28 protein-coding genes are annotated in these 26756 nt (G+C 72.5%); 16 read left to right on the forward strand and 12 right to left on the reverse strand.

Going from position 1 to position 26756, the window contains the following annotated elements:
* The first annotated feature begins 2 nt into the window (after positions 1 to 2).
* The 3 genes from GA0115234_RS15540 (at position 3) to GA0115234_RS15550 (ending at position 2127) form a co-directional block, all read left to right on the forward strand.
* On the forward strand, positions 3 to 578 hold the full coding sequence (locus GA0115234_RS15540; RefSeq protein WP_093541991.1) for a TetR/AcrR family transcriptional regulator: 576 nt from the start codon (positions 3 to 5) through the stop codon (positions 576 to 578).
* Between the two features lie 126 nt (positions 579 to 704).
* Positions 705 to 1580 (forward strand): DMT family transporter, encoded by an 876-nt coding sequence (locus GA0115234_RS15545; RefSeq protein WP_093541993.1) that lies wholly within the window; start codon positions 705 to 707, stop codon positions 1578 to 1580.
* Between the two features lie 127 nt (positions 1581 to 1707).
* Positions 1708 to 2127 (forward strand): cold-shock protein, encoded by a 420-nt coding sequence (locus GA0115234_RS15550; RefSeq protein WP_093542397.1) that lies wholly within the window; start codon positions 1708 to 1710, stop codon positions 2125 to 2127.
* A 21-nt stretch (positions 2128 to 2148) separates the two neighbouring features.
* Here GA0115234_RS15550 and GA0115234_RS15555 read toward each other — a convergent pair whose 3' ends face one another.
* Positions 2149 to 2379 (reverse strand): DUF6296 family protein, encoded by a 231-nt coding sequence (locus GA0115234_RS15555; protein WP_093541995.1) that lies wholly within the window; start codon positions 2377 to 2379, stop codon positions 2149 to 2151.
* Between the two features lie 245 nt (positions 2380 to 2624).
* Here GA0115234_RS15555 and GA0115234_RS15560 point away from each other — a divergent pair, with 245 nt between their 5' ends.
* Entirely contained in the window at positions 2625 to 3077 is a 453-nt protein-coding gene (locus tag GA0115234_RS15560; protein WP_093541997.1) for a DUF5709 domain-containing protein, read from the forward strand.
* 134 nt (positions 3078 to 3211) lie between these two features.
* Positions 3212 to 3580, forward strand: a complete 369-nt coding sequence (locus tag GA0115234_RS15565; protein WP_093541999.1) for a nuclear transport factor 2 family protein — start codon at positions 3212 to 3214, stop codon at positions 3578 to 3580.
* A 45-nt stretch (positions 3581 to 3625) separates the two neighbouring features.
* On the opposite strand, the gene GA0115234_RS15570 is transcribed toward GA0115234_RS15565, so the two are convergent.
* The 4 genes from GA0115234_RS15570 to GA0115234_RS15585 form a co-directional block, all read right to left on the reverse strand.
* A complete protein-coding gene (locus GA0115234_RS15570; RefSeq protein ID WP_093542000.1) occupies positions 3626 to 4126 on the reverse strand; it encodes an SRPBCC domain-containing protein in 501 nt (166 codons plus the stop codon).
* 74 nt (positions 4127 to 4200) lie between these two features.
* The gene (locus GA0115234_RS15575; RefSeq protein WP_093542002.1) at positions 4201 to 5118 is read right to left on the reverse strand and encodes an alpha/beta fold hydrolase; all 918 of its coding nucleotides are present in this window, start codon (positions 5116 to 5118) and stop codon (positions 4201 to 4203) included.
* A 25-nt stretch (positions 5119 to 5143) separates the two neighbouring features.
* Positions 5144 to 6394, reverse strand: a complete 1251-nt coding sequence (locus GA0115234_RS15580) for a beta-ketoacyl-[acyl-carrier-protein] synthase family protein (protein ID WP_093542004.1) — start codon at positions 6392 to 6394, stop codon at positions 5144 to 5146.
* Positions 6391 to 6624 carry an acyl carrier protein gene (locus GA0115234_RS15585; protein ID WP_093542006.1) on the reverse strand — a complete coding sequence of 78 codons (234 nt, stop codon included), beginning with the start codon at positions 6622 to 6624 and terminating at the stop codon, positions 6391 to 6393. The genes GA0115234_RS15580 and GA0115234_RS15585 overlap by 4 nt, the downstream gene beginning before the upstream one ends.
* 226 nt (positions 6625 to 6850) lie before the next feature.
* Here GA0115234_RS15585 and GA0115234_RS15590 point away from each other — a divergent pair, with 226 nt between their 5' ends.
* The 9 genes from GA0115234_RS15590 to GA0115234_RS15630 all read left to right on the forward strand — a co-directional run bounded on the left by GA0115234_RS15590 (position 6851) and on the right by GA0115234_RS15630 (position 18273).
* Complete coding sequence (locus GA0115234_RS15590; protein ID WP_093542008.1) at positions 6851 to 7567, forward strand: nitroreductase family protein; 717 nt, start codon at positions 6851 to 6853, stop codon at positions 7565 to 7567.
* Between the two features lie 223 nt (positions 7568 to 7790).
* Positions 7791 to 9344 (forward strand): peptidoglycan-binding protein, encoded by a 1554-nt coding sequence (locus tag GA0115234_RS15595; protein ID WP_093542010.1) that lies wholly within the window; start codon positions 7791 to 7793, stop codon positions 9342 to 9344.
* A gap of 288 nt (positions 9345 to 9632) precedes the next feature.
* On the forward strand, positions 9633 to 11087 hold the full coding sequence (locus tag GA0115234_RS15600) for an MFS transporter (RefSeq protein WP_202553744.1): 1455 nt from the start codon (positions 9633 to 9635) through the stop codon (positions 11085 to 11087).
* 94 nt (positions 11088 to 11181) lie between these two features.
* Positions 11182 to 12753 (forward strand): FGGY family carbohydrate kinase, encoded by a 1572-nt coding sequence (locus tag GA0115234_RS15605; protein WP_093542012.1) that lies wholly within the window; start codon positions 11182 to 11184, stop codon positions 12751 to 12753.
* A gap of 75 nt (positions 12754 to 12828) precedes the next feature.
* Complete coding sequence (locus tag GA0115234_RS15610) at positions 12829 to 14502, forward strand: glycerol-3-phosphate dehydrogenase/oxidase (protein WP_093542013.1); 1674 nt, start codon at positions 12829 to 12831, stop codon at positions 14500 to 14502.
* Complete coding sequence (locus GA0115234_RS15615; protein ID WP_093542015.1) at positions 14499 to 16052, forward strand: FAD-binding oxidoreductase; 1554 nt, start codon at positions 14499 to 14501, stop codon at positions 16050 to 16052. Before GA0115234_RS15610 ends, GA0115234_RS15615 begins: the two co-directional genes overlap by 4 nt.
* A 116-nt stretch (positions 16053 to 16168) precedes the next feature.
* Positions 16169 to 16828, forward strand: coding sequence for a glycerol-3-phosphate responsive antiterminator (locus tag GA0115234_RS15620; RefSeq protein WP_093542017.1), 660 nt, complete (start codon positions 16169 to 16171; stop codon positions 16826 to 16828).
* Between the two features lie 6 nt (positions 16829 to 16834).
* On the forward strand, positions 16835 to 17137 hold the full coding sequence (locus GA0115234_RS15625; protein ID WP_093542019.1) for a putative quinol monooxygenase: 303 nt from the start codon (positions 16835 to 16837) through the stop codon (positions 17135 to 17137).
* Positions 17134 to 18273 (forward strand): zinc-binding dehydrogenase, encoded by a 1140-nt coding sequence (locus tag GA0115234_RS15630; RefSeq protein ID WP_093542021.1) that lies wholly within the window; start codon positions 17134 to 17136, stop codon positions 18271 to 18273. Before GA0115234_RS15625 ends, GA0115234_RS15630 begins: the two co-directional genes overlap by 4 nt.
* 64 nt (positions 18274 to 18337) lie before the next feature.
* Here GA0115234_RS15630 and GA0115234_RS15635 read toward each other — a convergent pair whose 3' ends face one another.
* Together GA0115234_RS15635 and GA0115234_RS15640 are read right to left on the reverse strand one after the other, a co-directional pair.
* Positions 18338 to 18769, reverse strand: coding sequence for a nuclear transport factor 2 family protein (locus tag GA0115234_RS15635; RefSeq protein WP_093542022.1), 432 nt, complete (start codon positions 18767 to 18769; stop codon positions 18338 to 18340).
* Positions 18770 to 18876: 107 nt separating this feature from the next.
* On the reverse strand, positions 18877 to 19455 hold the full coding sequence (locus tag GA0115234_RS15640) for a dihydrofolate reductase family protein (protein ID WP_093542023.1): 579 nt from the start codon (positions 19453 to 19455) through the stop codon (positions 18877 to 18879).
* A gap of 246 nt (positions 19456 to 19701) precedes the next feature.
* On the opposite strand from GA0115234_RS15640, the gene GA0115234_RS15645 reads away from it, so the two are divergent.
* Complete coding sequence (locus tag GA0115234_RS15645) at positions 19702 to 20775, forward strand: hypothetical protein (RefSeq protein ID WP_093542025.1); 1074 nt, start codon at positions 19702 to 19704, stop codon at positions 20773 to 20775.
* Between the two features lie 33 nt (positions 20776 to 20808).
* On the opposite strand, the gene GA0115234_RS15650 is transcribed toward GA0115234_RS15645, so the two are convergent.
* Complete coding sequence (locus GA0115234_RS15650; protein ID WP_370804499.1) at positions 20809 to 21330, reverse strand: DinB family protein; 522 nt, start codon at positions 21328 to 21330, stop codon at positions 20809 to 20811.
* 232 nt (positions 21331 to 21562) lie between these two features.
* On the opposite strand from GA0115234_RS15650, the gene GA0115234_RS15655 reads away from it, so the two are divergent.
* Positions 21563 to 22879 carry an MFS transporter gene (locus GA0115234_RS15655; protein ID WP_237541394.1) on the forward strand — a complete coding sequence of 439 codons (1317 nt, stop codon included), beginning with the start codon at positions 21563 to 21565 and terminating at the stop codon, positions 22877 to 22879.
* Here the strand turns inward: GA0115234_RS15655 and GA0115234_RS15660 are convergent.
* Genes GA0115234_RS15660 through GA0115234_RS15675 form a run of 4 tightly spaced genes read right to left on the reverse strand, consistent with a single transcriptional unit; the run spans position 22866 to position 26755 of the window.
* Entirely contained in the window at positions 22866 to 23642 is a 777-nt protein-coding gene (locus GA0115234_RS15660; RefSeq protein WP_093542029.1) for an urease accessory protein UreD, read from the reverse strand. The genes GA0115234_RS15655 and GA0115234_RS15660 overlap by 14 nt on opposite strands.
* Positions 23639 to 24394 carry an urease accessory protein UreG gene (gene ureG, locus GA0115234_RS15665; protein ID WP_370804502.1) on the reverse strand — a complete coding sequence of 252 codons (756 nt, stop codon included), beginning with the start codon at positions 24392 to 24394 and terminating at the stop codon, positions 23639 to 23641. Before ureG ends, GA0115234_RS15660 begins: the two co-directional genes overlap by 4 nt.
* Positions 24387 to 25052: an urease accessory protein UreF gene (locus GA0115234_RS15670; protein ID WP_093542031.1), complete on the reverse strand. Its 666-nt coding sequence runs from the start codon at positions 25050 to 25052 to the stop codon at positions 24387 to 24389. Before GA0115234_RS15670 ends, ureG begins: the two co-directional genes overlap by 8 nt.
* The gene (locus GA0115234_RS15675; protein WP_093542033.1) at positions 25052 to 26755 is read right to left on the reverse strand and encodes an urease subunit alpha; all 1704 of its coding nucleotides are present in this window, start codon (positions 26753 to 26755) and stop codon (positions 25052 to 25054) included. The genes GA0115234_RS15670 and GA0115234_RS15675 overlap by 1 nt, the downstream gene beginning before the upstream one ends.
* Between the last annotated feature and the right edge of the window lies 1 nt (position 26756).

A 26756-nucleotide genomic window follows, 5' to 3' on the forward strand; every position in this document is an offset into this window, starting at 1 on the left:
AAATGACCAAGCGCGTCGATCCCCGGGTGCAGCGGACCCGCGCCCTGTTGCGGGCCGCCGTCCTGGAGCTCGCCACCGAGCACGAGCCCGAGTCCATCACCATCGCCCACGTCGCCGAGCGGGCCACGATCAATCGCGCGACGGTCTATCAGCACTACCGCGACCTCGACGAGTTGCTGCTCGACGCCATGGAGAACGAGCTGGCCGGCCTGGTCGGCCTGGTCGCGCGATGTCCCCTCGTGGTGCTGCCGCAGGACATGCCCCCGACGTTCGTCGACATCCTGGACCACGTCGACACGAACGCGGTGCTCTACCGCCGGATGCTCGGCCCGTGCGGTTCGGCGCGCTTCATCAACCGGCTGCACCAGCTGGTCGCCGAGCAGGTGACACTCCAGCTGGTCGAGGCCGGGGTCGGCGCGTCCGGCTCCGCCGTCGTCGAGATGCGCGCCCACTGCGCCACCGGGGCCGTCATGGGGCTCGTCACCCACTGGCTGCACGACGCCCCCGTCCACCCCGGGGCGGCCGCCGCCGACGCCTGGCAGGCGCTCCGCCCGGACTACGGCACGACCGCGCCGTAGTCCGGGCGGACGCCCCGCCGCACCCTTGCGGACATGTCCGGTCCGCAAGGCGGGGCGTCCCGGGCCCGCCATGCCGTCGTGTCGTGGGACCCCGGATCGCGGCCCCACCGCCCGCATCATGGGTCGGTGATCAGTGTCCTGTTCGCCATCCTGACCGCACTCAGCAACGGCGCCGCCTCCGTACTCCAGCGCCGCGCCGCCCGCACCGTCCCCGACAGCGAGGCGATGCACCTGTCACTGATCGGGCATCTGCTGCGCCAGCGGCTCTGGCTCGCCGGAATCGGCCTGGTGATCGTCGCGGCCGTCTGCCAGGCCGTGGCCCTGGCCACCGGAGCCATCGCCGTGGTGCAGCCGATCTTCGTGATCGAGCTGCCCGCCACGCTGCTGATGGCCGCGTGCGTCATGCGCGTCCGGCTGCCCCCACGGGTCTGGTACGGGGTGGCGGCCGTGACCCTCGGACTGGCCCTGGGCATGGCCTCCGCCGCCCCCGGCGGCGGCAGCACCTCCGTGCACGGAGCGGCCTGGATCCCCACTCTGATCCTGACCGGGCTCTTCGAGGCCGCGCTGATCTGCGCGGCCCTGGGCAGCCGCGGCAACACCCGGGGCGCACTGCTCGGCCTCGCCGCCGCGTGCGGGTACGCGCTGACGGCCGCGCTCATGAAGGACGCCATGGCGCGGCTCGACGGGGGCGGCGGAGCGACGGCGCTGCTGACGTCCTGGCAGCTGTACGCCACCGCGGCGGCCGGGGTGGGCGCCCTCTTCCTCCTCCAGAACGCCCTCCAGGCGGGCACCCTGGTCGCCGTCCAGCCGATGCTGACCCTCGGGGACGCCCTGATCAGCGTGGTGTACGGGGTGACGCTGTTCGGCGAGGAGCTGCGCACCGGCTGGTGGGTGCTGCCCGAACTGGTCGCGCTCGGCCTGATCACGGCGGGCTGCATGGAGCTGGCCCGCTCCCCGCTGGCGGCCGGGAGCGCGGCCCCGCCCGCGCGCCGGGTCAGATGAGCCGCCCGGCCCGGGGAGGGGGAATTGCTCCCGATCGGGTCGCGCGGCCCGGCCGCTCGGGGCTATCCTCCGATCGAGCCATGTGTGGCGTACGGGCAAGGGGCCCGGTTCTTTCCTGGGGGTCGGTGTGGTTTCTGGTCGCGTTGTGCGGTTCGACGGAGCTCGGGGATACGGCTTCATCGCGCCCGAGCACGGGGGTGAGGACGTCTTCCTCCATGTGAACGACATGCTGATCCCCGAGTCCTACGTCCACACGGGCACGGCGGTCGAGTTCGAGATCGAGGACGGCGACCGGGGGCTGAAGGCCTCGTCCGTCCGGCTCGCCGAGGGGCCCGACGGGAAGCCGCTGACCCCGCCGAGGCCCCTGGGCGCCTCCGGTACGGCCGACGACGACGCCCTGTGCGATGTGCTCAGCGCCGCCGAGTACACCCGGGACGTCACCGATGTCCTGCTGGAGTCCGCGCCGTCGCTGACGGGGGCTCAGATCCTCCAGATCCGGCGCGGGCTGCTGCAGTTCGCCAAGAACCACGGCTGGACCGAGGGCTGACGGCCACCGCTCCCGACCCGTTCAGCCGCTCGGCTCACGCACCACCAGCGGGGTGCCGAGCACCTGGTGTCCGCCGCTGGCCAGCATGCGCACCTCGCCCCGGTCGCTGATCTCGGCGCGCACGATTCCGGTCTCGTCCTCGTAGATCGGAAATCCGCCCGCCCCCGACTGCTCCGTGCGCCGGACGGTCACTGTGTCGTCCTCCACGGCGGACGCCTGAAATACCAATTGGTAGCTCTCCGGGTAATCCATGTCCGTTCTCCGATGCGGATGGGGGCAGGGCATGTTCCGCCCGCATCTTCCATCGTCTCTCGGACCGGGCCCCGGCGCCCGGCCGGCGCTCCACGGCTGCGGGCTCGTACCCGTGCCACTTATCCTGAAGCCATACGGGCGGTTCGACGGCACTCGGGTGCACACCGCATGAATAGCCCCTTTCATCCCGAGTCGTGTGTACGGCACGCACGCCCGGGATTCCCGCAGCCGGGAAGGGAGACACCATGATGGATGCCGACAGGGGAGACGACGTCTACCAGCCCCAGCAGCCGGAGGCCTCGGACCTCGCCGAGCAGCTCGATGCCGAGGACACCCTGGACAACCGGGGGCTGGCCGACGCGCTCGACGAGGGCTACTCCCCGCCCGAGCGCCCGTGGGCGGTGGAGGACCGGGGTACCACCGCCGCCGAGCAGCACGACGGCGAGTCGCTGGACGGCCGTCTGGCCCGTGAGCTCCCCGATTTCCCCGGCGCCGCCGGGGACGGCCTGGGTGATCTGCCCGACGGCGACGGCGAGCTCTGGGACGCGGAGGTCGGCACGGTACGCGCCGGACGGCTCACCCGGCAGCTGGACATCGACGAGCCGGACACCATGGCGGGCGAGGACGTCGGGATCGACGGGGCCGGGGCGTCGGCCGAGGAGGCCGCCATGCATGTGGTGTCGGACGGCCAGGGCTGAGAGAACGGTCCGGCGCCCCCGCCGGACCATGACCCCGGAGGTAATCGACGCCTTTCCGCGCATCGGACATCGTGTTCCCCACGAGCCCACGAGGGCCCGGCCGAGGGCCGGGTCACGAGGAGAGGAACAGCACGATGACCGCTCACGAGGACGCCGTCCAGCGCTACTTCGCCGCCTGGAACGCGACCACCGCCGAGGAGACGGCGAAGGCCGTCGCGGCCGCCTTTACCGAGAGCGCCACCTACACCGACCCGCTGGCCGACGTGCGGGGCCACGAGGGTCTCGCGGGCGCGATCGGCGGCGCCCACCAGCAGTTCCCCGGCTTCGAGTTCCGGCTCACCGGCACGCCGGACGGCCATCACGACCTCGTGCGCTTCAGCTGGGAGCTGGTCTCCACCGCCGACGGCTCGGCGCCCGTCGCCGGGTCCGACGTGATCGCCCTCGCCGACGACGGACGCATCGCCTCGGTCAGCGGCTTCCTCGACCGGGTGCCCGGCGCCTGAGCCTCCACCGGGAGGGAGGGCGGGCCCGGCGCACCGCACCCGCCCTCAGGCCGGTTCGTCGAGGAACTTCCCGCCCTCCAGGAGGGTCTTGAGCGTCGAGAGGATCGCGACCCAGCCCTCGCTCACGCCTTTCAGCATCCTGCTGTCCGGGCTGTCGAAGCCGTCGTGGGTGATCGTCAGCCTGATCCCCATCTCGGGTTCCTCGGCCGGCTCGATGTCGAAGGCCACCTTCGACCGCTCCTGGACGGCCCTGTCCCACTCCTCGTCCGAGGCGAAGTCGAACATCTGGCGGTGCATGGGCTGGAGGGTGTGCCAGGTGTACGCGAGCCGCCGGCCGGGCTCCGCCGCCAGGACCCGTTGGCCGACCTCCTCGAACTCGCCGTCCGGGTCCATCTTCCAGCGGACCGGTGCGCCCACCTCCCAGGTCGAGTCGGGGCCGTAGCCGCCCATGTAGATCCTGATGAGCTCGGGGTCGGTCAGCGCCCGGTAGAGCTCCTCGGCGGTGGTCTGGATGTAGAGGGCGTAGACGAACGCGGGCTTGTCCATGACCGTTCCTTCCTGGGGCTGGTCGGGGTGGGGCGGTGCGGGCCTGGGTGGCGTACACACCGGGCCGGTCGGTCCTACGGGAGATCGGCGAAGTCCGGTCCGGCCGCGGACCGCGAGGTCCGTGACTGCGCCGGGAGGGCCGCGAGTCCGGGCGCCGACTCCAGCGGGCGGTCGGTGAAGAAGCGGGCCGCGAGGTCCGCGACGTCGTCCGGGCGCTCCAGGACGACCCAGTGGTCGGACTCGCCGATCGTGACGAATCTGCTGCCCTCGATCGTGGCGGCGAAGTCCCGCTGCCGCTCGGGCGAGGTCACCGTGTCGTGCTCGCCCGCGAAGACCAGGGCCGGCACACCGGCCAGTCCGCCGGAGAAGTCCGGCCTCCGGGCCAGTGCCCGGTGCAGCGACCGGGCCGCGTGCGGGGAGTGGGTGAGGGCGTACAGGAACGAGCGGCGCACATAGCGCCGGGCCAGCTCGCCCCGGTGGACCCTGCGCTCCGGGTCCTGGCACATCAGCACCCCGGCGGCCAGCCCGGCCAGCCCCTCCAGGTCGCCGGTGTCCAGCCGGGCGACGGCACGGCTCCACTCGGCCCGCTGGGCGTCGCTGATGTGGGCGGGCACCCCGCCGAGGATCAGCCGGGCGATCCGGCCGGGGTGCCGGCGGGCGCAGCCGAAGGCGATCGAGGTGCCGTAGGAGAAGCCGAAGAGGTTGACCCTGGGCACGTCCAGATCGTCGATGATTCCGGTGACGGCGTCGTACAGGACGTCGTCGCCCGCACCGGGCGGGAGCGGGTCCGCGTCGCCCATGCCGGGCAGGTCGGCGGTGACCACGGAGGTGAGCGGTCCCAGGTGGTCGTCCATCTGGGGCCAGCCGTACATCCCCTGGAGCGCGCCGCCGAGAATGATGACCGGCTCGGTGCGCGGCGAGGGCTGCCTCAGGACCCGGTAGCCGTAGCGCAGCCCGTCCACCGACAGGGTCCGGATGATCTCGTCGGCCATGGTTCGGTGCCTCTCGGTTTCCGGGTCAGGCCCTGGTGAGAACGAGTGCGGCGTTGTGTCCGCCGAAACCGAGCGAGGTCTTGACGGCCGCGTCGAACGTGCCCGGCCGGGCCTCCTTGCTCACCACGTCGATGGGGATCTCGGGATCGGGGGCGTCGAGGTTCACGGTGGGCGGTACGAGCCGGTGCTGGAGCGCCAGCACGGTCAGCGCGGTCTCGATGCCGCCGGCGGCGCCCAGGGTGTGTCCGGTCATCGCCTTCGTCGAGGTGACCAGGGGGTGTTCGCCGAGGACCCGGCGCAGCACCGTCGCCTCGATGAGGTCGTTGGAGACGGTCGAGGTGCCGTGGGCGTTGACATGGCCGATGTCCCGGGCGTCGACCCCGGCGTCCGCGAGCGCGAAGCGCAGGGCCCGCTCGATGCCCAGGCCCTCGGGGTCGGGGGCGACGGCGGAGTAGGCGTCGCTGGCGGCGCCGTATCCCGCGACGAGCGCGCGGACGGCGGCGCCCCGGGCGCGGGCGTGTTCCGGCCGTTCCAGCACCAGGAGCCCGGCGCCCTCGCCGACCACGAAGCCGTCCCGGTGGACGTCGAACGGGCGGCAGGCCGCCTCGGGGTCGTCGCGCCGGGTGGAGACGGCCTTGAGCTGGCAGGCGCTGGCGATCAGCAGCCGGGAGCAGACCGATTCGGCGCCGCCCGCGACGACGATGTCGCAGGCCCCGGTGCGGAGCATCTGGTGGGCGGTGCCGATGGCGACGGTGCCGGAGGAGCAGGCGGTGGAGACGGCCTGGCTCGGGCCGAGCGCGCCGAGGTCGGTGGCGACGCTGCTGGCCGCGCCGTTGACGACGGTGAGCGGGGCGAGCTTCGGGGAGACCCGGCGGGCGCCGCGTTCGATGAGGGTGGTGTGCTGCTCGTCGTAGAACGGCAGTCCGCCGTGTGCGGAGCCGATGACGACGGCGACCCGTCCGGCGTCCCAGACCGAGGGGTCGAGTCCGGCGTCGGCGACGGCCTCACGGGCCGCGATGACGGCCAGTTGCGAGAAGCGGTCCATCAGCCGGGCGGCCGCCACCCCGAGCAGGGCCCGCGGGTCGAGGCCGGTGATGGTGTACATGAAGTCGCAGGGCAGGTCGTGGAGTTCGGGCCGGTGCGGGACCGACGGCGCGGCCGATGCCTCGCAGACCGCGCGCCAGGTCGCTTCGGCCCCGGTGCCCGCGGCGGTCACCAGGCCGATCCCGGTGACGGCGGCGGCGAACGGCTCGGGACGGTACGGGCGGCCCGTCACGCGGCGGCCTTGCGGTGCACCGCGTCGACGAGCTGGCCGACGGTGTCCCGCGAGGTCAGCTGGACATCGTCCAGATCGACACCCATCCGGTCCTCGATGAGCAGCCGCAGTTCCTCCAGCGCCAGCGAGTCGAGCCTGAGGTGACGGAGCGACACCTCGGGCCGGATGGCGAGCGGATCGGTGCCGAAGTTCGCCACCAGCAAGGTGTTGATCTCTTCTGCCGTGCTCATGCGGCGCTCCTGCGCTCTCGTACGCGGTGACGCCCTGCCGCGTGAGGTGTGAGTGCCATCGGGGGACGCCGGCTGGTCCGGAGGAACCATTTATACGCCTTCGTGAAGGTGATTCCGGTCCGCTTTCCCCCGTGCGGTGGGGGGACGTCCAGGTGTGCGAATTCGATGGTTCGCGGCGGCCGGCGGGCCTCCCGCCGCCGGTGCCCGGCCCGTACACTCCGCGATCATGACGATCGACACGACCCACGCCGACGGGCCCGCGCTCTTCCCGACGATGTCCACCATGCGCGCGATGCGCCGCCTGAAGCCGGAACCGGTGCCGGACGAGACGCTGGAACAGCTCATACAGGCGGCCGTCTGGGGCCCCAGCGGCGGCAACATGCAGTGTTACGAGTACGTCGTGGTCACCGACCGCGAGGTGATGGCGCGTCTGGCGCCGCTGTGGAAGCGGTGCGTGGACGCCTATCTGGCGACGACGGGGAAGTACGCGCCGAAGGGCATGGACGAGGCGGCGTACGGGCGGATGGTCGCCGCGATCGAGTACCAGCGCGACCACTTCGCCGACACTCCGGCGCTGATCGTGCCCTGCTACCGCTTCCCGGAGCCGCGTCTGGACGAGGAGGGGCTGCTGGCCTCCGCGCAGGCGCTCGGTCCGGCGGCGACCGAGCAGATGATGAACACCCAGGCACGCTTCCAGGCGCTCGCCGAGGGCTCCTGTGTCTATCCGGGCGTGCAGAACGTCCTGCTCGCCGCGCGGGCCCTGGGGCTCGCGGCGAACATCACCATCTGGCACCTGATGCTGGAACAGGAGTGGAAGGAAGCCCTCGGCATCCCCGAGGACACGCACACCTACGCCGCCATTCCGGTCGGGTGGCCGCAGGGCAACTTCGGTCCGGTGCGGCGCCGCCCGGTGGCGGACGTCATCCACCGCGACCGCTGGTAGCCCGGGGCCCTCGCCCCGTCCTGCCCGGTGACGGACCGTCCGCGCACCGGGCAGGGCGCCGGCTCCACCCTCAACCCCATTGGGGTGAAAGGGAGTTCGACACACCGGGCAGGTGATTGTCATGCCCTGGACAGATAGTTACGCTGAGCGGAATTCGCGGCCCCTCGGTCCACCCCACTCGGGCCCGGGGGCCGTTCCTCTCCCCCACCGAGCAGGAGCAGGTATGCCCAGCCGCGCCGCAGCCCACACAAGGGGCCGCGCCTCCGTCCTGGCGGCCCTCACCGCCACCGTCCTCACCGTGACCGGCTCGCCGGCCCTCGCCTCTCCGGACGGCGGCCACCCGATGAACCGGGCGTTCGCACGGGCCGCCGCGGCGTACGACGTACCACGCGATCTGCTCGCCGCCGTCGGTTACGGCGAGACCCGGCTCGACGGCCACGCCGGACACCCCAGCCAGGCCAACGGCTACGGCGTGATGCATCTGGTGAGCAACCCCGCCGACCGGACGCTGGAGCGGGCGGCGGCCCTCACCGGCAAGACGCTCGCCGAGCTCCGCACCGACACCGGGGCCAACATCCTGGGCGGCGCTGCGGTACTGCGCGGTTACGCGGACAAGCTCGGCCTCGACGCCCGGGACCGCGACGACATCGACGCCTGGTACCCGGCCGTCGCCCGGTACGGCGGCGGACAGGGTTCCGCCGCCGCTCTCTACGCCGACACCGTCTACACCTTCCTGGCCGACGGGCTCAGGGCGGTCGTCCCCGGTGGCGAGCGGATCTCGGTGACGAGCCGCCCGGTCGCCCCGCACAAGGACGGGCTCTCCACCACCGAGGCACGCGCCCAGAGCCCGGACTACCCGTCGGCCTTGTGGGTCCCGGCCGACGCCCACAACTTCGCGGCGGGCCGCTCGGCGAAGATCGACAAGGTGATCGTCCATGTCACGCAGGGCTCGTACGCGGGCTCGATCAACTGGTTCCAGAACCCGACCGCGGAGGTGAGCGCCCACTACGTGGTGCGTTCCTCCGACGGCCAGATCACCCAGATGGTGCGGGACAGTGACACCGCGTACCACGCCAGGAGCGCCAACTCCTCGACACTCGGCATCGAGCACGAGGGGTTCATCGACGACCCGTCCTGGTTCACCGACCCGATGTACCGGTCGTCGGCGGCCCTGACCGCGTACCTCTGCGACCGCTACGGGATCCCGAAGGACCGGGCGCACATCATCGGGCACGACGAGGCACCGGGCAGCGACCACACCGACCCGGGCCCCTACTGGGACTGGACCCGCTACATGCAGCTGGTCGGCGCGAGCACCGGCGACCGCGACGGCGCCGACGGGCTGAGCTTCGCCGCGTACGCGACCCAGCAGAGCGGCTCGACGGGCGCCCAGGTCACGGCGGTCCAGCAGCTGCTGAACGACCAGGGCTACGCCGCGGGCGCGGTGGACGGCAGCTTCGGCCCGGCGACCCGGACCGCGGTGACGGCGTATCAGATGGCGCGCGGACTGGACGCCGACGGTGTGGTGGATGCCAGGACCTGGACGGCGCTGCTGTCGGCCGGCGCGACGCCCAGTCTCCGGCAGCGTGCCTCGGGCGACGGGGTGAAGCGGCTCCAGCGCGCGCTGACCGCGGCGCTCGGCTCGACGGTCGGCGTCGACGGCGGCTTCGGCCCGGAGACGGTGACCGCGGTGCGCGGCTACCAGACGAGCCGGGGGCTGACGGCCGACGGCATCGTGGGGCCGGACACCTGGGCGGCCCTGCAGACGGGACGCTGAGCCCCGTCCGGGCAGGTGGGGCGGGGTGCGGGGCGGGCACGGACCGCCCCGGCCTCCCCCGGCCGGGCGTCCATGTCACGTTCAAGTAACCTGCCGGAAACCCTTGACGTTCCTCCTGACTCGTTCTTAACCTCACTGCGTAGTTCGCATTCCTTGCAGTTCACGTGCTGCGGCGCTTTCCGCAGTGTTTTGGCAGGCACAGACATAGACCACCTGTCGGTGGTTTCGTCATGCCTGTTTTTTTTGTGCTCCCCGTGCCGCCGATGGGTCTTCCTCGAAGGCGGATTCATGGCACAACGTCCGAGCGTCAAAGGCGTCGCCGACGTCGTTGCGCTCATCGATGGGCTGGGAAAGATCACCGGCCGGGCGCAGGTCATCTGGTTTCTCGTGTTCGGCGGGCTGTTCCTCGACGCCTATTCGAACGCCGCGCTGAGCGCCGGTCTGGGGCCGATGACGTCCCAGATGGAGCTCACCAGCACGCAGGTCTCGATCCTCACGGCCACCGCTCCGGCCCTGGCGATCATCTTCAACCCGGTCGGCGGCTGGCTCGCCACCCGGATCGGCCGCGTCCCCCCGCTGCTCATCGCCAAGGTGTTCGCCATCGCGGGCGCCCTGCTGGCCGCCTTCGCCGGTGATTTCACCGTCGTCTGGCTCGGCCGGGTCCTGGTGGGTGTCGCGTACGGCATCGACTTCGCCGTCGCCATGGCACTGCTCGCCGAGTACACGCCCGCGAAACTGGGCGGCCGGCTGAATCTGTGGCAGGCCGTCTGGTACGTCGCCACCACCAGCAACCTCGTGCTCGCCCTGGTCTTCTTCAACCTGGACGTCGGTGCGGACATCTGGCGCTGGTCGGTCGGCTCGGCTGCGGTGGTCGCCGCCGCGCTGCTCCTGGGCCAGTGGCTGATGCTGCGGGAGAGCCCGACCTGGCTGGCGAGCAAGGGCCGGCTGGACGAGGCCGTCGTCAACCTGGACAGGATCTACGGGATCGAGGCCGTCGCCGGGAAGCCCGACGAGGCGACCCGCGCCGCCACCGAGGCGCCCGCCATCGGCTTCCGTCAGGCCGGGGTGCTCTTCAAGGGCGAGTACCTGCCCCGGACGGTCCTCTCCTCGGTCATCTCGCTCGGGCAGTCGATGCAGTACTTCGCGGTCGGCTGGTACCTCCCGCTGATCAGCCTGACGATCTTCGGCGAGAGCTTCGAGAAGGCCACCATCGGCTCGATGGTCTTCAACGCCTTCGGCATCGCGGGCGGGCTCCTCTCCGCCTACTTCGGCCGCAGGCTGGGACTGCGGCTCAGCTCCGCCGCCGGCTTCGCCGGGGTCTTCGTGGCCCTGCTCGCGATGGGGCTGACCTTCGAGAAGGTGCCCACGGCCGTGGCGTTCCTGCTGCCGGTGCTGTTCATCCTCTGCCACTCCGCGGGCCCCGGCGCCAACGGCAAGTCCATCGCCGCGCTCTCGTACAGCAGCGATGTCCGCGCGCTCGGCACCGGTGTCACCGGGATGGTCGGCAGCTTCGGCAGTGTCGTCGGGCTTTACGTCTTCCCGCAGATCAAGGACTCGCTGGGGCTCGCCGACACCTTCCTGGTGCTCTCCGTCGTACCGCTGCTCGGCCTGATCACCTGTCTGGCGATCAAGTGGGACCCGACGAAGGCCGCCTCCCCCGACGAGGCCGCCGGACAGGACCGGGCCGCCGCTGGCACTCCGGCCGGCTCGGCGGAATCCGCCGCGTCCGTGACCGCGCGCTGACCGGCCGCCGGGCCCGTCGCACCACACGATGGTGCCCTCCCCTCCCTCTCCCTCCGTACGGCTCGCTCGCGATGCTCGCAATGAAAGGGCTGCAATGACGCAGACGTTCCCCGGCGCCGCCGCACGGCGCGGTGTGCTGTCCATCGACGAGGGCACCACGGGCACCCGGGCCGGAGTCGTGCTCGACTCCGGCGAGGCCCACGAGGTGTTCTACCGGTCGATCAAGGTCAGCCATCCGGACGACCTCTCGGTCGAGCAGGACCCGATGGAGATCTGGACCGCCACCGTCGAGGTGGCGCGCCGGGCCGTCGGCCGGGCCCGCGAGGAGGGCATCGAGATCACCGCGGTGGCCCTCTCCACCCAGCGGGCGACCGCGATGCTGTGGGACCGGGTGACCGGGCGGCCGCTGCTGCCCGCGGTGGTGTGGCAGGACCGGCGGTACGCGGCCGAGCTCACCTCGTACGAGGCGGAGTGGGACGCCGCCCTGCTGGCCCGCCAGGGCCGGCCGGTCGGCGCCCGCGCACCGTTCCTCTGGGCCGCCCGGCAGATCGCCGGGCACCCGGAGGCGGCCGCCGCGCACCGCGAGGGCCGGCTGCTCTTCGGCACCGTCGACACCTGGCTGATCTGGCGGCTCACCGGCGGCGCCGTGCACGCCACGACACCGACGAACGCCGCCTCCACCGGTGGCTATCTGCTGGAGCGGCACGCCTGGGACGAGGAGTGGATCGACCGCCTCGGCTTCCCTCTCGACCTGCTCCCCGAGCTCCGCTCCGACGACGCCGGTTTCGGTACCACCGACCCGGCCGCCCTCGGCATCGCCGTCCCGCTGGCCGCCTCCATGGGCGACCAGCACGCCGCACTCGTCGCGCTCGGCGGCCTCGCCGCCGGGCAGGGCATGTGTGTCTACGGGACCGGCGCCTTCGTCGACGCGGCGACCGGCACCACGCCCGCCCTGCCCCGGCCGGACATCTCCGGGGTGCTCGCCCAGCCCGGCCGGCGGCAGGGCGACATCAGCCACTACAGCCTGGAGGCGTACACCTCCACGGCGGGGTCGGCGCTGAACTGGCTCTGCGACGACCTGGGCCTGTTCGCGTCGCCGAAGGAGCTCGGTGAGGAGGCGGGCCGGGTCCCCACCCGGCCGGGCCGCACCCCGCGTTTCGTCCCGGCGCTCGCCGGGGTCCGTACGCCGGTCTGGCACCCGGAGGCCACCGCCTCCCTCACCGGGCTCACCCTCGCCACCACTCGCGCCGATCTCGCCCGCGCCGTGCTCGACGGGATCGCGCACTCGGTGTGCGACCTGATCGACGGGGTCGCCGACACCATGGGCACCCCGTTCACCCGGCTCCGGGTCGGCGGCGGGGTCTCCGGCAGCGACCCGCTCATGCGGATCCAGGCCGACCTGACCGGCCTGCCGCTGGAGCGGGTCTCCGACTCCGCCACCGCCAGCCTCCGGGGCACCGCGTATCTCGCCGGTGTCGCCCAGGGCCTGTGGTCCTCGCTCGAAGAGGTCGTCGAGGCACAGCCGCTCGGCCGGATCTTCGAGCCCTCGATCACCGCGGCCGAGCGCGCCGCGCAGCGGTCCGCCTGGCGCGACGTGCTGATCGCCCACCTCGGCGATCCGGCGCTGCTCCCCCTGAAGACCCCCGAACCTCACACCCCCCACTGACGGCCCCCGACCGTCGCCCCGGCGGCCCGTATCCGACCAAGCGGCCGCCGTACCGAAACACCAGGAGTTGATGTTGTGATCACCATGCCCGCCCGGAAGCCGCGGCGCAGCGCCGCGGCGACCCGCCGCACGCCCCTGCTGCTCGACCGGGCAGCCCTCAAGCGCCGGCTGGCCGACGACACGTACGACGTGCTCGTCATAGGCGGTGGCATCACCGGGGCGTACGCCGTGCTCGACGCCGCCTCGCGCGGGCTGCGCGCGGCGCTGGTCGAGAAGGACGACTTCGCCTCCGGTACGTCGTCGAAGTCCTCGAAGATGGTGCACGGCGGCCTGCGCTACATCGAGCAGGGCAACGTCAACCTGGTCCGCCACTCGCTCCTGGAGCGGCACCGCTTCCGCAAGAACGCCCCGCACCTGGTGCACCGGCTGCCGTTCCTCTTCCCGATCCTGGAGAAGGAGGGCATCTTCGACGCCCGCCTCGCCAAGGGTTTCGAGGGCCTGCTGTGGACGTACGACCTGGTCGGCGGATGGCGGATCGGCAAGCTCCACCAGCGGCTGACCGTGCCGGAGGTGCTCGCGCAGGCGCCGACGCTGCGGGCGGAGAACCTCAAGGGCGGGCTGATGTACTTCGACGCCCGCACCGATGACGCCCGGCTGGTGCTGACCATCGTCCGGACCGCCGCCGCGCTCGGTGCGACGGTCCTCAACGGTGCCCGTGCCGAGGGTCTGCTGATGCAGATGGGCAAGGTGGCCGGCGCCCGGGTCTCGGCGGACGGCGACACCTTCGACATCCGTGCGCGGGCCGTCGTCAACGCCACCGGCGTATGGACCGACGAGCTGGACGCGAAGGCGGACGACGCTCACCGGCCGCAGGTCAGGCCCGCCAAGGGCGTCCACATCGTGGTGCCGTGGGACAAGGTGCGGATCAACTGCACGGTCACCGTGCCGATCCCGGGCCGGGCCCGCCGCGCGACCTGCACCCGCTGGGGCAACAGCGTCGTGCTGGGCACCACGGACGAGGACTACCAGGGCTCCCCCGACGATGTGCACTGCACCCGCGAGGAGATGGACTTCCTGCTGGAGGGCGCCAACACCGCCTTCGAGGGGAAGCTCACCCCGGACGACGTGGTCGGTTCCATCGGGGGTCTGCGCCCGCTGGTCGGCGGCAAGGAGGGCGCCACCCTCGACATGCGCCGCGACCACCACATCACCGTCGGCCGCACCGGCATGGTGACGGTGACCGGCGGCAAGCTCACCACCAGCCGCCACATGGGCGAGCTGGTCATCGACAAGGTGATGACCGTCCTCGGCCGCAAGGGGCGGAGCCGCACCACCGACCTCCCGCTGCTCGGCGGCGCCGGTTACGACGCCGAGGCCGTCGCGGCCTCCGGCGGCATCGCCGCGCACCTCGGCGAGCGCTTCGGCACCGAGGCCCGGTTCGTCGGCGACCTGATCCAGGACGACCCGACGCTGGCCGAGCCGATCGTCGCGGGACTCCCGTACACCAAGGCCGAGGTCGTGTACGCGGCCCGCGCCGAACTGGCCCGCTCGGTCGACGACGTGCTCTCCCGCCGGATGCGCGCCCGGCTGTTCGCCCGGGACGCCTCCGCCGAAGCGGCCGGGGCCGTGGGCACGATCCTCGGCCGGGAACTGAACCTCACTGAGGCCGAGGTGGAGCGTTCGGTCTCCGAGTACCTCGCAGCCGTCCGTCACGAAAAGTCCGTACTCCTCGAAGGGGCAGCAGCATGATCAGCCGTCAGACCATCACCCACCCGTTCAACCGGGGCAACTACACGATCGGCGCCCCCAGCTTCGCCAAGTGGGCGCAGAACACCCCGATCGGGGACGGCGAGGCCGCCCTCCAGGTCGACCCGGTCGAGGTCCCCGAGACCGTGGTCGAGGCGCTGCGCGAGGCCGCGCACGCGGTGCACACCGCCCGCGACGAGGTCGTCACCCGGACCCGCGACTGGTGGGCCGGCTCGATGATCGGCGAGACCGAGGGCCGTCCCGCGACTCCGGACGCCGTGGTCGTCGAGGCGGCCGACGCCGACCAGGTCGCGGCCGTGCTGCGGATCTGCCACGAGGCGGGCATCCCGGTCACCCCGTCGGCCGGGCGCTCCAACGTCACCGGTGCGGCGCTCCCCGTCTTCGGCGGCGTCGTCCTGGACGTCTGCGGGCTGAACGCGATCACCGGCTTCGACGCCGAGTCCAACATCGTGGACGTCCAGGCCGGCATGTTCGGCGACCTCTTCGAGAAGCAGCTCCAGGAGGAGTACGGCGTCACCACCGGCCACTGGCCGTCCGCGTTCGCCGTCTCCACGGTCGGCGGCTGGATCGCCTGCCGCGGCGCCGGTCAGCTCTCCACCCGGTACGGCAAGATCGAGGACATGGTCGTCGGCGTGGACGTCGTCCACGCGGACGGCACGCGCGCCACGTACGGCGACTACGCCCGCGCCGCGGTCGGCCCGGACCTGCGCCAGCTGTTCATCGGCTCCGAGGGCACCCTCGGCGTCATCGTCTCGGCGCGGCTGCGGGTCCACCCGCTGCCGGAGTACGCCAACGCCGTGGCGTACGGCTTCACGACCTTCGCCGAGGGCCTGGACGCCTGCCGCAGGATCATGCAGCGCGGTGCGACCCCGGCCGTCCTGCGGCTGTACGACACCCTGGAGTCGGGCACCCACTTCGGCCACCCGGAGACCAACCTCCTGCTGATCGCCGACGAGGGCGACCCGGCCATCGTCGACGCCTCGATCAAGGTGGCGTCCGAGGTGTGCGAGGCGTACGGCCCCGAGCTGGACAGCCAGGCGGTCTTCGAGCGCTGGCTGGACGAGCGGATGCTGGTCGGCAAGTCCGCCGACGGCTTCGAGCCCGGCCCCGGCTTCGTCGCCGACACGCTGGAGATGGCCGCGTCCTGGACCGACCTCCCGGTGATCTACGACGAGGTGGTCGCCGCGATCCAGTCGGTGCCCGGCACCCTGGCCGCCTCGGCCCACCAGTCCCACGCGTACACCGACGGTGCCTGCGTCTACTTCTCGCTGCGCGGCGACGTGGCCCCCGAGTCGCGCCGCGACTGGTACCGCTCGGTGTGGGACGCCGCCAACGCCGTACTGATCGAGCACGCGGCGGCCCTCAGCCACCACCACGGCTGCGGACTGCTGCGCGGCCCCTACCTGGAGGAATCCCTCGGGGCGGGCTTCGCGACCTTCGTCGCGGTGAAGAAGGCCCTGGACCCGGCCGGCATTCTCAACCCTGGCAAACTGGGCCTTCCCAGCCGATTCGGTACGTCTCCGCTGAACTGACACCAAGGTCCTTCGTCTGGATCGGGCCGGACCCCGCGACCCCGGCATGATCCAGACGAGAGGCCCTGGGCCGGCAGCAGCCACGCACCCCTCCCCTCCCCAGGCAGGCCCTTGCCATGACCCCTTCCCCGTCCCGGTCCGGCGCCCCGCTCGACCCCCGGCTCACCGCGGCGTTCGCCGAGGTGCCGGTCGTCGCGTCGGTCGTCGGCACCCAGCCGCTGCGGCAGTTCCTGACCGCACCGGCCAAGGTGTGCATCCTCGCCTCGTTCGCGGTGGGGCAGCTGCCCCAGGTGGTGCCGGCGCTGGGCCGGGCGGGGAAGACCGTGTTCGTGAACGTGGACAGCAGCCCCGGTCTGGCTCAGGACCGGGGCGCGCTGGAGTTCATCAAGAACATGGGCGCGCACGGCGTGGTCAGCACCCGGCTCTCCCTGATAGAGAAGGGCCGCCCGCTCGGCCTGCTGACGATGATGAAGGTGTTCGTCACCGACCGGTCCAATCTGCGCCGCTCCACGGACGCGATCTCGCGCGGGGCGCCGGACCTGGTCGAGATCATGCCCGCCCCGATCATCGCCCGGATGAGCGCGCAGGCACAGCGCGCGATGTCCCCGTCGGTGGCCGCGGGCTTCGTGGAGACCCCCGCGGACGTCGCGCTGGCACTGGCCCTCGGGTCGGCCGCCGCCGCCACGTCCGACCCCCGCCTCTGGAATCTGCGCCGGGACCAGCTGCCGCCGGTCCCGCCCGCCGCCCTGAAGAGGCCCGCCCCACCTCAGGAGTAACCCCCCATGACTTACGTGGTCGTAGCCCGCTACCGCACCAAGGACGGTGCGCAGGACACCGTCCTGCCCCTGCTCGACACGATGGCCGCCGCCTCCCGCCAGGAGCCCGGCAATCTCGCCTACCGGGTCCATCAGGGCACCGAGGACCCTCGCACGGTCGTGCTGTACGAGGAGTACGCCTCCGAGGCCGACTTCACCGCCCACTGCGCCACCGAGCACTTCCAGGAGATCGTGCTCGGCAAGGTCGTCCCGCTGCTGGAGAGCCGGGACGTGCTGCGCTGCGCCCCGCGTCCGGAGGTGGGCGCGTGAAGACCCGTGCGGTGGTGCTGCGCGGGACATCGACGGCCCGCCCGTACTCCGGGACCCGCCCGGTCGAGGTGGAGGAGCTGGAGCTGGGCGCCCCGCGCGAGGGCGAGGTGCTGGTCCGCATCGCGGCCGCCTCGCTCTGCCACTCGGACCTGTCGGTGGTCAACGGCGACCGGGTGCGTCCGCTGCCGATGGCGCTGGGCCACGAGGCGGTGGGTGTCGTCCAGGAGACCGGACCGGGCGTAGGGCGGGTCTCCCCCGGCGACCATGTGGCGCTGGTCTTCGTGCCGAGCTGCGGCTTCTGCGGCGACTGCGCGGCGGGCCGGCCGGCGCTGTGCGCACAGGCCGCGGCGGCGAACGGTTCGGGGGCGCTGCTGCACGGCCCGTCGCTGCTGACCGACGCCTCCGGCAACCCGGTCCACCACCAGCTCGGCGTCTCCGCGTTCTCCGAACACGCGGTGCTGGCCCAGGAGTCGGTGGTCCCGATCCCCAAGGACGTCCCGTTCGCCGTGGCGTCGATGTTCGGCTGCGCGGTGCTGACCGGCGCGGGCGCGGTGATCAACACGGCGGCGCTGCGTCCCGGGCAGTCGGCGGTGGTCTACGGCCTGGGCGGGGTGGGCCTCGCCGCGGTGCTGGGTGCCCGCGCGGCGGGGGCGTACCCGATCGTCGCGGTCGACCCGGTCCGGGAGAAGCGCGAGCTGGCCCTCCGGCTGGGTGCGAGCCATGCGTACGCACCCGACGACGCGGTGCGGCAGATCCGTGAACTCACCTCCGGTGGGGCCGAGTTGGCGGTGGAGGCGGTGGGCAGTCCGAAGGTGATGGCCCAGTGCCTGTCGGCCGTGGCGCGGGGCGGCCGGGTCGTCTCGGTGGGCCTGCCCGCGCCCGACCGGGTGCTGGAGGTGCCGGCCCTGGCGTTCGCGGGCGAGGGCAAGTCGCTGCTGGGTTCGTACATGGGTGACGCGGTGCCGCGCCGCGACATCCCGAGGTTCCTGGAGCTGTGGCGGGCGGGCCTGATGCCGGTGGAGCAGATGCACACGGGCACGCTGCCGCTGACCGACATCAACATCGCGATGGAGGAGCTGGCCTCGGGCCGGGCGATCCGTCAGGTGATCGACACCTCGGGGATGCTGAACGGCTGACGCGGGATCCCGGGCCGGTAGGCGGCGCCCCTGATGGTCCGAGGGGCGCCGCCGACCGCGCCCGTCACGTGTCGGCCCCCTCCGTGTCCGGTGCGCCGGCGGGCGTGAAGTGCAGGGTGATCCTGCGCCGGCTGATGCGCCAGCCTCGCTCGCCGCGCACGATCACGTCCTCGTAGGTCACGCTTCCGCACTCGCCGTCCGGGCCGGCACCGATCCCCTTGGACCGCGCGTGGACCCGGCCGCCCCCGGCCTCGGTGAGGACGATGTTGGTGACGTGATGGCCGACGGGTGCGCCCGGTGCGCCCGCCCGCGCCCGCGCCATGTCACGGAAGGCGGCCAGCCCGCGCAGCTCCCCGTGCCCGAGGTTCGAGGTTTCGTAGACGACATCGTCGGTGAACAGCTCGTCCAGCCGTTCCAGTTCGCCGTTGTCGACCAAGTGCCCGTGCAGGGCGAGCAGTTCGGAGATGTCCAGGCGGTCCTCGACACTGAGCGTCATCGCCGGTCCTTTCGTGAGAGCTCTCGCGACGGTGCGGCAGTTATACGGGGAGGACCCCCGTACTGCCCGGCACGGCACCGATCGCACACCGTCACGGCCCGGGGAGTTCATTCCGCTGGAGCAACCGCGCGGCGTTCGTAACGGAGCAGCACGACCCCGTTGCCGAATTCCCTGGTCCCGGCCAGGCGGAGACCGGTCCGGACCGCCGAGGCCGGAAACAGAGGTGTGCCCCGGCCGATGAGGACCGGGTGGACGTAGATGCGGTACTCGTCGATCAGGTCGAGCCGCATGAAGGTGGCGGCGAGATCGGCGCCCCCGAGACACAGGTCCCCGCCGGGCCGCGCCTTCAGCGCCCTGATCTCCTCCGCGTCGACCTCCCGCCTGATCGTGGTGTTCCAGTCGGCCCGTTCCAGGGTCCGGGAGAACACGGTCTTGGGCATGTCCCGCCAGATGCCGGCGAATTCCGCCACGGGTCCGGTGACGGAGGGATCGGAGTCGGCTGTCGGCCAGAAGTCGGCCATGAGCCGGTAGGTCACCCGGCCGTCCAGGAAGCCGCCCATGGTCCTGAGCTGCTCGTTGAAGTGACGGTGCAGTTCGTCGTCGACCAGGTGCCAGTCGATCTCCCGGTCCGGCCCCTCGATGAAGCCGTCGAGGGACACCGACATCATCAGGACGATCTTCCTCATCGCATGCCTCTTCCGCCGGAGGGGTCGCGCCGCACGGTCACCCGGCGCCAGAACAGTTGACGCCTCGGCCACGCACCTGGCAACGAATGACACGCCTCGCGGACGCTCCCCGGCACAGCTCTCCACGGCACAGCTCTGCATGGCGCGGCGCGGCATGGCAGGACCGGCATACGGTGATGCGGTCGATGTGGCATCGGCGCGTCCGGTGCGGCCGGTGCGTCCCCACGGTCCGGGAAGAGGTTCGGTATGAGAGTCGGTACGGCCCGTTCGGCCGCGGTCCAGTGGGTCGGCGAGCATGCCCGGCCCGTTCCCGGCTTCCGCGGCGCCTATTTCAGCGGTTCCACGGTGGGCCTGCCGGACGACGCCGAGCTGTCCCCGTTCTCGGACGTGGACGTCGTGGTCGTCACCGCCGCACCGGCCCCGCCGGTCGGGCTGGGCAAGTTCCGCTTCCTGGGTGCGCTGCTGGAGGTCAGCCATCTGCCGTGGGAGGAGCTCGCCTCGGCGGACGAGGTGCTCTCCTCGTACCACCTGGCGGGGAGCTTCCGCCGCGACACGGTCATCGACGACCCGACGGGCCGGTTGCGCGCGCTGGGGGCGGAGGTGTCGCGCCGGTTCGCCGAGCCGTGCTGGGTGCGCCGTAGATGTCTGGACGCCGAGCGTCGGATCGAGACCCGCCTCGCCGCCTTCGACGTCCCCGCGCCGTTCCACGCGCAGGTGTTGTCGTGGCTCTTCCCCACCGGGGTGACCACCCATGTCCTGCTGGCCGCCGCCCTGCGCAACCCCACGGTCCGGCTGCGGTACCGGGCGGCGCGCGAGGTCCTCGACGCGTACGGGCAGGCGTGGCTGTACCCGGAGCTGCTGGAGCTCCTGGGGTGCGCGCGGCTGTCGGCACACCGGACGGGCGGTCATCTGGACGAGCTGGCCCGCACCTTCGACGCCACCGCGGAGGTCGCCCGTACACCGTTCTTCTTCAGCGGCGACCTCACCGCCGGGGCGCGGCCGGTGGCCATCGACGGCAGCCGGTACCTCATCGAGCGGGGCGACCACCGCGAAGCGGCGTTCTGGATCGTCGCGACCTTCGCGCGATGTCACACCGTACTGGCCGCGGACGCCCCCGAACTGCACCGCGCACGTCTGCCGGCCTTCCGGGAGGCCGTCGCCGACCTCGGCATCACATCCGCCGACGACCTTCTCCGCCGGAGCCAGGAGGTCATCGCCTTCCTCCCCGAACTCCGGCGGACAGCCGAACGGATCCTGGCGGCCGGCCCGGACAGCACGGACATCACGAGCACCGGCACCGGCACCGGCACCACCGGATGACGCGGGCGGCGGACACCATGCGGCGGGTGGACCTCAGTAGTGGCCCGTCCTGCCGTCCAGGATCTCTCTGATGGCGTCCAGGTGGCCCGCGTGCCGGGCGGTCTCCTCGATCATGTGGAACATGATCCAGCGCAGGCTCGCGCCCGAGACGTCGAAGTCCGGGTGTCGGCCCACATCGTCGAGCGAGCCTGCCGCGATGATCTCGTTCGACACCGCGACCTGCCGGTCGTAGTCGTCCAGCAGCTTCGCGAGCGGAACGCCGTCGACCATCATGTCGGCGTCCTTCGGCCCGTCGAAGACGGGCCCCACAGCAGGACGGCCCAGCAGGACGACCTCGAACCAGAGGTTCTCGGCCCAGCGGAGGTGTGACATGACACCCGCCATCGTCATGAGCGGCGAGGACGGCAGGACGGAGCGGTGCGCGTCCACCTCCGAGAGTTCTTCGCACTTCCAGCGGGCGGTCGCGCGCTGCGTGTCGAGCCAGCCGATGAGTTGGGTCCGCTCGTCCGCGTCGAAGGCGGGGCGCTCGCGGGCGGGGTACTGGGAAGGCGACATGGACATCGAAGCTACCCGAGGCGAGGCCACTCCTCGCAACGCTTTCCGGCCGATGCGCCACCGAAATCCCCCTCCACCCGCGCCGGTCGCCCTGATACCTTGACCGGCATGTTCCTCTCCCTTGCGTAGGACCCCGCACTGACCGCACCCCGCTTCCGCCGGGTGCGGCGCTCCGGTGTCCCCGCATGCCCGCAGCACGCTCTGCCGCGCTGCTCTCACGAGGAACGTCTCGATGCCTTCGCGATCACCCGTGCCTTCGCGCACGCCTTCGTACGCCACCGTCCTGCGCACCCGTCATGCCGCCCGCACCTTCGGTGCCGCCCTGCTGGGGCGGCTCTCGTACGGGATGGTCTCCCTCTCCCTGATGCTGGCGGTGAACGCCGCCACCGGCTCGTACTCGGTCGCCGGTGCCGTCATGGCCCTGTACGGCGCGACCAGTGTCTTCCTCTCCCCCGCCCGTGCCGCGCTGATCGACCGGCACGGGCCGCGCCGGGTCCTGCCACCGTTGGCCGGGGTCTACGCGGTACTGCTCGGCGCCCTCGCGTACGCCACCTGGCGGCCGGGCGCCCCGGCGTTCCTGCTGGGGGCGCTGGCCGCCGCCGCTGGGGCCGGTACACCACCGCTGGGGCCGGTGATGCGGACCCTGTGGAGCGGTCTCGTCGCCGACCGGGAGCTGTTGCGGCGCGCCTACAGCCTGGACGGTGTCGCCGAGGAACTCCTCTTCGTCAGCGGTCCGTTGCTGGTGGGGGTGGTGGTGAAGTTCGCCCCGCCCGCTGCCGGGATCGTGGTCAGCGCCGCGCTGATCCTCGTGGGCACCTTGGCGCTGGTGTCGTCACCGGCGGTACGGGGACGCGGTGCGGGCGTGGCTCCGTCGGACGACAAGGCCGCCGGGCCGGAGGACCCGCCGGTCGGGCGGCGGTTGCTCGGCATCGTCGGGCTGCGGCACGCGGTGCTGGTGACGGCGGCCGTGGGGTTGTGCCTGGGAGGCCTGGACCTGCTGGTGGTGGCATTCGCCGAACAGCGCCACCAGGGCGCGGGGGCCGTGTCGTGGGTGCTCGCCGCGCTCTCGGCCGGAAGCGCGGTCGGGGGGCTGGCCCACGGCGCCGTCTCCTGGCGGGCGTCGAACCGGGCGCGGCTTCCGCTGCTGGCCGCCGGACTGGGCGTCGCCGTGGTCGGGGCCGGGCTGTCGCCCGGTGTGTACGTGCTGGCCGCGCTCGCCGCGGTGGCCGGGCTGTTCGTCGCGCCGGCGCTGACCACCGCGTACCTCATCGCGGACGAGTCCGTGGGCGCGGGCAGCCGCACCCAGGCGGGTGCCTGGGTGAACACCGCGGTCAACGCCGGTTCGTCGGTGGGCGCCGCGGCGGCGGGCCTGCTGGTGGACCGGCTCCCGCCGGCCGTCTGCTTCGCGGTCGCGGCGGTGCCCGCGTTGTTGTGCGCGGCCGCGGTGGCGCGGGGAGCGGTGGCGCGGGGAGCGGTGGACAGCGGCCCGGTGGAGAGTGGAGACGCGGACGGCGGCGAGACGGCTCGGGGCGCGGTCAGCCGTTCGTGACCGGGAGGCCCGGCGTCACCGGTCCGCCCGGTGCGCGCCAGTCCTCCCAGACTGCGGCCAGCTCCGCCTCGATCGCCGGGGCCACCGTGTCCAGCAGCCGTACCTGCGCCCCCGGCCCCGCCAGTGCCATGCGGTACGGGTGGGGCCGGCCGCCCGGGTCGGCGCCGAGAGCGGTGACCGCGCCGATGACGCGGTGCGGGCCCAGGATGCCGGGCAGCTCGCGCACGTCCGGATCCAGCAGGTCCAGGTCTTCGACCAGCAGCTCGCAACCGTCGTACGTGACGTGCGTCCTCGCCCTGACCCCGCCGCCCCGCTCCCCGGAACGCCCCAGGACCAGGGTGTCGCGCCACAGCATCCGCGCCCCGGCCGCCAGCGAGACGTCCATGGAGCGTTCGACCCGGGCGCCCGAGGAGATCACGAACGGCCGGGCGTCCCAGTGCAGTTCGCCGCCCTCCGCGACCTCGACGCGGGCCCGCCACCGCGACGTACCGCCGCGATGGTCGTACGCCACCAGTCCGGACGGCTCGACCAGCTCCAGCCGGGCGCCGGGCCCGACCGAGATGTCCAGCAGCAGATCATCGCCCGCGAGCAGGCCCGCCCGGGTGCCGACCAGGGCGATCCGCAGCCGGTCGGGGGACGGCCGCAGGGGCCGGGGCGCGAGAAAGGACCCCGGACGCAGCTCGCGGGCGATGTGGCGGCCCGAGGGGTCGCGCTCCACGGCGACGACGGTGGGGTCGACGGGCTCGGCGGATTCGGCGGTCACGAGCCGTCGTGGCCATGGTCGTGGCTGTGGCTGTGGGGGGCCATCGGTCCCGGGTCGGTGGGGACATGGGTGCCGGAACGGTGGCGTTCGAGCATCTTCCGCACCCAGTCGGCGAGTTCGGCGACCGAGACCGGGTCGTTCTTGGAGAGCGCGAGGACCGGCAGGCCGTCACGCGCATGCGACGCGTCGGCGACCATCGCGGCCACGTCGACCTCCACATAGGGGGCGAGGTCGGTCTTGTTGATGATCAGGAGGTCGGCGCCGGTGATGCCGGGGCCGCCCTTGCGGGCGACATCGCCGCCGCCCGCGACATCGATACAGAACAGCTGGGCGTCGGCGAGGGCCGGGCTGAAGGTGGCGGTGAGGTTGTCGCCGCCGCTCTCGACGAGCACCAGGTCGAGTGGCCCGTACGCCTCCTCCAGGTCCTCCACGGCGTCGAGGTTGGCGCTGACGTCGTCCCGGATCGCGGTGTGCGGGCAGGCGCCGGTCTCGACGGCCCGGATGCGCTCGGTGGGCAGCACCCCGGCCGAGCGGAGGAAGCGGGCGTCCTCGTCGGTGTAGATGTCGTTGGTGACGACGGCCATGGCGAGTTCACCGGCCAGCTCGCGGCAGAGGGTGGCGAGGATCGAGCTCTTGCCGGTGCCGACCGGGCCGGCGACGCCGAGGCGCAGCGCGCGGCTCGGGCGGGAGTGCTGCTCGGACTGCTGGTCGAGGTGCTGCTCGGACTGCTGGTTGGACTGCTGGTCAGGCAAGGAAGAGTCTCCGTTCTCGTTGTGCGTGTTCGAGCGCCCACTGTTCGGTGAGCGGGGGCGTACGGGCCGGCAGTTCGGCCGGGGAACGTACCGCCAGTGCCTCGGCCACCGCGGCCGCCGCGTGCGGCTCGGCGTCGAGGATCCAGGTGACCGTGTCCAGCGGGTCGCCGGGCAGGAGTTTGAGCGCCGCGGAGGCGATGGTCTGCAGTTCGTCGTAGACGACGCCCCGGGCCAGCTCCTCCTCCGACACCCCCATGACGGCCCCGAGCGCGCCGAGGGCCACCGGCCGCAGCGGGCGGGGACGGATCCCGGTCAGAGCGGTGACCGCCGGGTGGCCGGGATCCAGTCTTCGGGCCAGGCGCTGCACCCCGCGTCCGAGCGTCGCCGACGCCTCGCGCAGGGGGGCGGCCGGGGTCCGGGCCGCGAGCGCCCGCTGTACGGGGCCGTAGTCCACCGGGTCCCGTCCGGCGGCCCGCAGGGCGAGTACGGCGGCGGCCGCCTCGGTGACGGCCGCGGTGTGCAGCCGGGCCTTCAGCAGGGCGGGGATGCGGTCGCGGGTGAGGCCTGCCGCGACGGCCGGTTCGAGTCCCGCGCTGTAGGTGTACGCGCCGACCGGGAGCCGTCCGTCGCCGAGCAGCAGGGATGCCAGGCCGGCCATCAGAACATGGAGTACCGCTGGGCCAGCGGCAGTTCGGTGGCGGGGGCGGGCTCCACGAGCTCTCCGTCGATCCGGATGGCGAAGGTCTCCGGGTCGACGTCGATGTCCGGAAGGGCCGTGTTGTTCGGCAGGTCCGCCTTGGTGAGGTGGCGGGTGGGACGGACGGCGACCAACTCGCGTACCAGACCGAGACGTTCGGCCAGTCCGTCGGCCAGGGCCGCCGGGGCGACGAAGCTGACCGAGAGGTGCGGGGCGGCCTCCGCGGCGGCGGTGGGGCGCAGCAGGACGGGCTGGGTGGTGGGGATCGCGGCGTTGGCGTCGCCGAGCGGCGCGTACACCACCATGCCGCCCTTGATGACGGCGGCGGGCCGGATGCCGAAGAAGGCGGGGTCCCACAGCACCAGGTCGGCGAGCTTGCCCGGTTCGACGGAGCCGACGACATGGTCGATGCCATGGGCGACGGCCGGGCAGATCGTGTACTTGGCCACGTAGCGGCGGGCGCGTTCGTTGTCGGCGGGCAGTTCGCTGCCGCGGTCCCCGAAGCGCCGCTTCATCACGTGCGCGACCTGCCAGGTGCGGCAGATGACCTCGCCGATGCGGCCCATGGCCTGGGCGTCCGAGGAGGTGATGGAGAGTGCGCCGATGTCGTGCAGGACGTCCTCGGCGGCGATGGTGGTGGCGCGGATGCGGGACTCGGCGAAGGCGAGGTCCTCGGGGACGCGCGGGTTGAGGTGGTGGCAGACCATCAGCATGTCGAGGTGTTCGGCGACGGTGTTGACGGTGTGCGGCAGCGTCGGGTTGGTGGACGCAGGAAGGATGTGGGGGTGGGAGGCGACGGTGATGATGTCGGGTGCGTGGCCGCCGCCCGCGCCTTCGGCGTGGAAGACGTGGATGCCGCGCCCGGCGATCGCGTCGAGGGTGCCTTCGACATATCCGGCCTCGTTGAGGCTGTCGGCGTGCAGGGCGACCTGGAGACCGTGCGCGTCGGCCGCCTTCAGTGCGGCGTCGATGGCCGCGGGGGTGGCGCCCCAGTCCTCGTGGACCTTGTAGCCACCCGCTCCGCCGAACGCCGCCTCGCGCAGGGCCTCCTCGCCGACGGTGGAGCCCTTGGCGAACAGCATGACGTTGAGCGGGACACGGTCCAGGGACCGGTGCATCATCGCGAGGTTCCAGGCGCCCGGGGTGACCGTGGTGGCCTTGGATCCCTCGGTGGCTCCGGTGCCGCCGCCGATGACGGTGGTGGTGCCGGTGGCGAGGGCCTCGTGCAGGGTCTCCGGCATGAGGAAGTGGACGTGGGTGTCGACGGCTCCGGCGGTGAGGATGCGGCCTTCGCCGGAGACGACGTCGGTGCCGGGTCCGATCACCAGATCGGGGTGGACGCCGTCGCTGATGTCGGGGTTGCCGGAGCGGCCGAGGGCGACGATCCTTCCGGCCCGTACGCCGATGTCGGTCTTGACGATGCCCCAGTGGTCGAGGACGACGACGTTGGTGATCACCAGGTCGAGGGCGCCGTCGGCGCGCGACGCGGTGGACTGGGCCATGGATTCGCGGATGGACTTGCCACCACCGAACACGGCCTCGTCACCGCCGAAGCAGCGGTCCTCCTCGACCTCGATCCAGAGGTCGGTGTCGGCGAGGCGGACGCGGTCGCCGGTGGTGGGGCCGTAGAGCGACGCGTAGGCGTCACGGGTCATTCGTGCCATG

The organism is Streptomyces sp. DvalAA-43 (genome assembly GCF_900091725.1).
Taxonomy (GTDB): domain Bacteria; phylum Actinomycetota; class Actinomycetes; order Streptomycetales; family Streptomycetaceae; genus Streptomyces; species Streptomyces pulveraceus.

Coding starts and splice junctions, on each gene's coding strand:
- GA0115234_RS15540 (WP_093541991.1), top strand. CDS start 3: ATGACCAAGCGCGTCGATCCCCGGGTGCAGCGGACCCGCGCCCTGTTG.
- GA0115234_RS15555 (WP_093541995.1), bottom strand. CDS start 2,379: ATGGATTACCCGGAGAGCTACCAATTGGTATTTCAGGCGTCCGCCGTG.
- GA0115234_RS15560 (WP_093541997.1), top strand. CDS start 2,625: ATGATGGATGCCGACAGGGGAGACGACGTCTACCAGCCCCAGCAGCCG.
- GA0115234_RS15565 (WP_093541999.1), top strand. CDS start 3,212: ATGACCGCTCACGAGGACGCCGTCCAGCGCTACTTCGCCGCCTGGAAC.
- GA0115234_RS15570 (WP_093542000.1), bottom strand. CDS start 4,126: ATGGACAAGCCCGCGTTCGTCTACGCCCTCTACATCCAGACCACCGCC.
- GA0115234_RS15575 (WP_093542002.1), bottom strand. CDS start 5,118: ATGGCCGACGAGATCATCCGGACCCTGTCGGTGGACGGGCTGCGCTAC.
- GA0115234_RS15585 (WP_093542006.1), bottom strand. CDS start 6,624: ATGAGCACGGCAGAAGAGATCAACACCTTGCTGGTGGCGAACTTCGGC.
- GA0115234_RS15590 (WP_093542008.1), top strand. CDS start 6,851: ATGACGATCGACACGACCCACGCCGACGGGCCCGCGCTCTTCCCGACG.
- GA0115234_RS15595 (WP_093542010.1), top strand. CDS start 7,791: ATGCCCAGCCGCGCCGCAGCCCACACAAGGGGCCGCGCCTCCGTCCTG.
- GA0115234_RS15600 (WP_202553744.1), top strand. CDS start 9,633: ATGGCACAACGTCCGAGCGTCAAAGGCGTCGCCGACGTCGTTGCGCTC.
- GA0115234_RS15605 (WP_093542012.1), top strand. CDS start 11,182: ATGACGCAGACGTTCCCCGGCGCCGCCGCACGGCGCGGTGTGCTGTCC.
- GA0115234_RS15615 (WP_093542015.1), top strand. CDS start 14,499: ATGATCAGCCGTCAGACCATCACCCACCCGTTCAACCGGGGCAACTAC.
- GA0115234_RS15620 (WP_093542017.1), top strand. CDS start 16,169: ATGACCCCTTCCCCGTCCCGGTCCGGCGCCCCGCTCGACCCCCGGCTC.
- GA0115234_RS15625 (WP_093542019.1), top strand. CDS start 16,835: ATGACTTACGTGGTCGTAGCCCGCTACCGCACCAAGGACGGTGCGCAG.
- GA0115234_RS15635 (WP_093542022.1), bottom strand. CDS start 18,769: ATGACGCTCAGTGTCGAGGACCGCCTGGACATCTCCGAACTGCTCGCC.
- GA0115234_RS15640 (WP_093542023.1), bottom strand. CDS start 19,455: ATGAGGAAGATCGTCCTGATGATGTCGGTGTCCCTCGACGGCTTCATC.
- GA0115234_RS15645 (WP_093542025.1), top strand. CDS start 19,702: ATGAGAGTCGGTACGGCCCGTTCGGCCGCGGTCCAGTGGGTCGGCGAG.
- GA0115234_RS15650 (WP_370804499.1), bottom strand. CDS start 21,330: ATGTCGCCTTCCCAGTACCCCGCCCGCGAGCGCCCCGCCTTCGACGCG.
- GA0115234_RS15655 (WP_237541394.1), top strand. CDS start 21,563: ATGCCTTCGCGATCACCCGTGCCTTCGCGCACGCCTTCGTACGCCACC.
- GA0115234_RS15670 (WP_093542031.1), bottom strand. CDS start 25,052: ATGGCCGGCCTGGCATCCCTGCTGCTCGGCGACGGACGGCTCCCGGTC.
- GA0115234_RS15675 (WP_093542033.1), bottom strand. CDS start 26,755: ATGGCACGAATGACCCGTGACGCCTACGCGTCGCTCTACGGCCCCACC.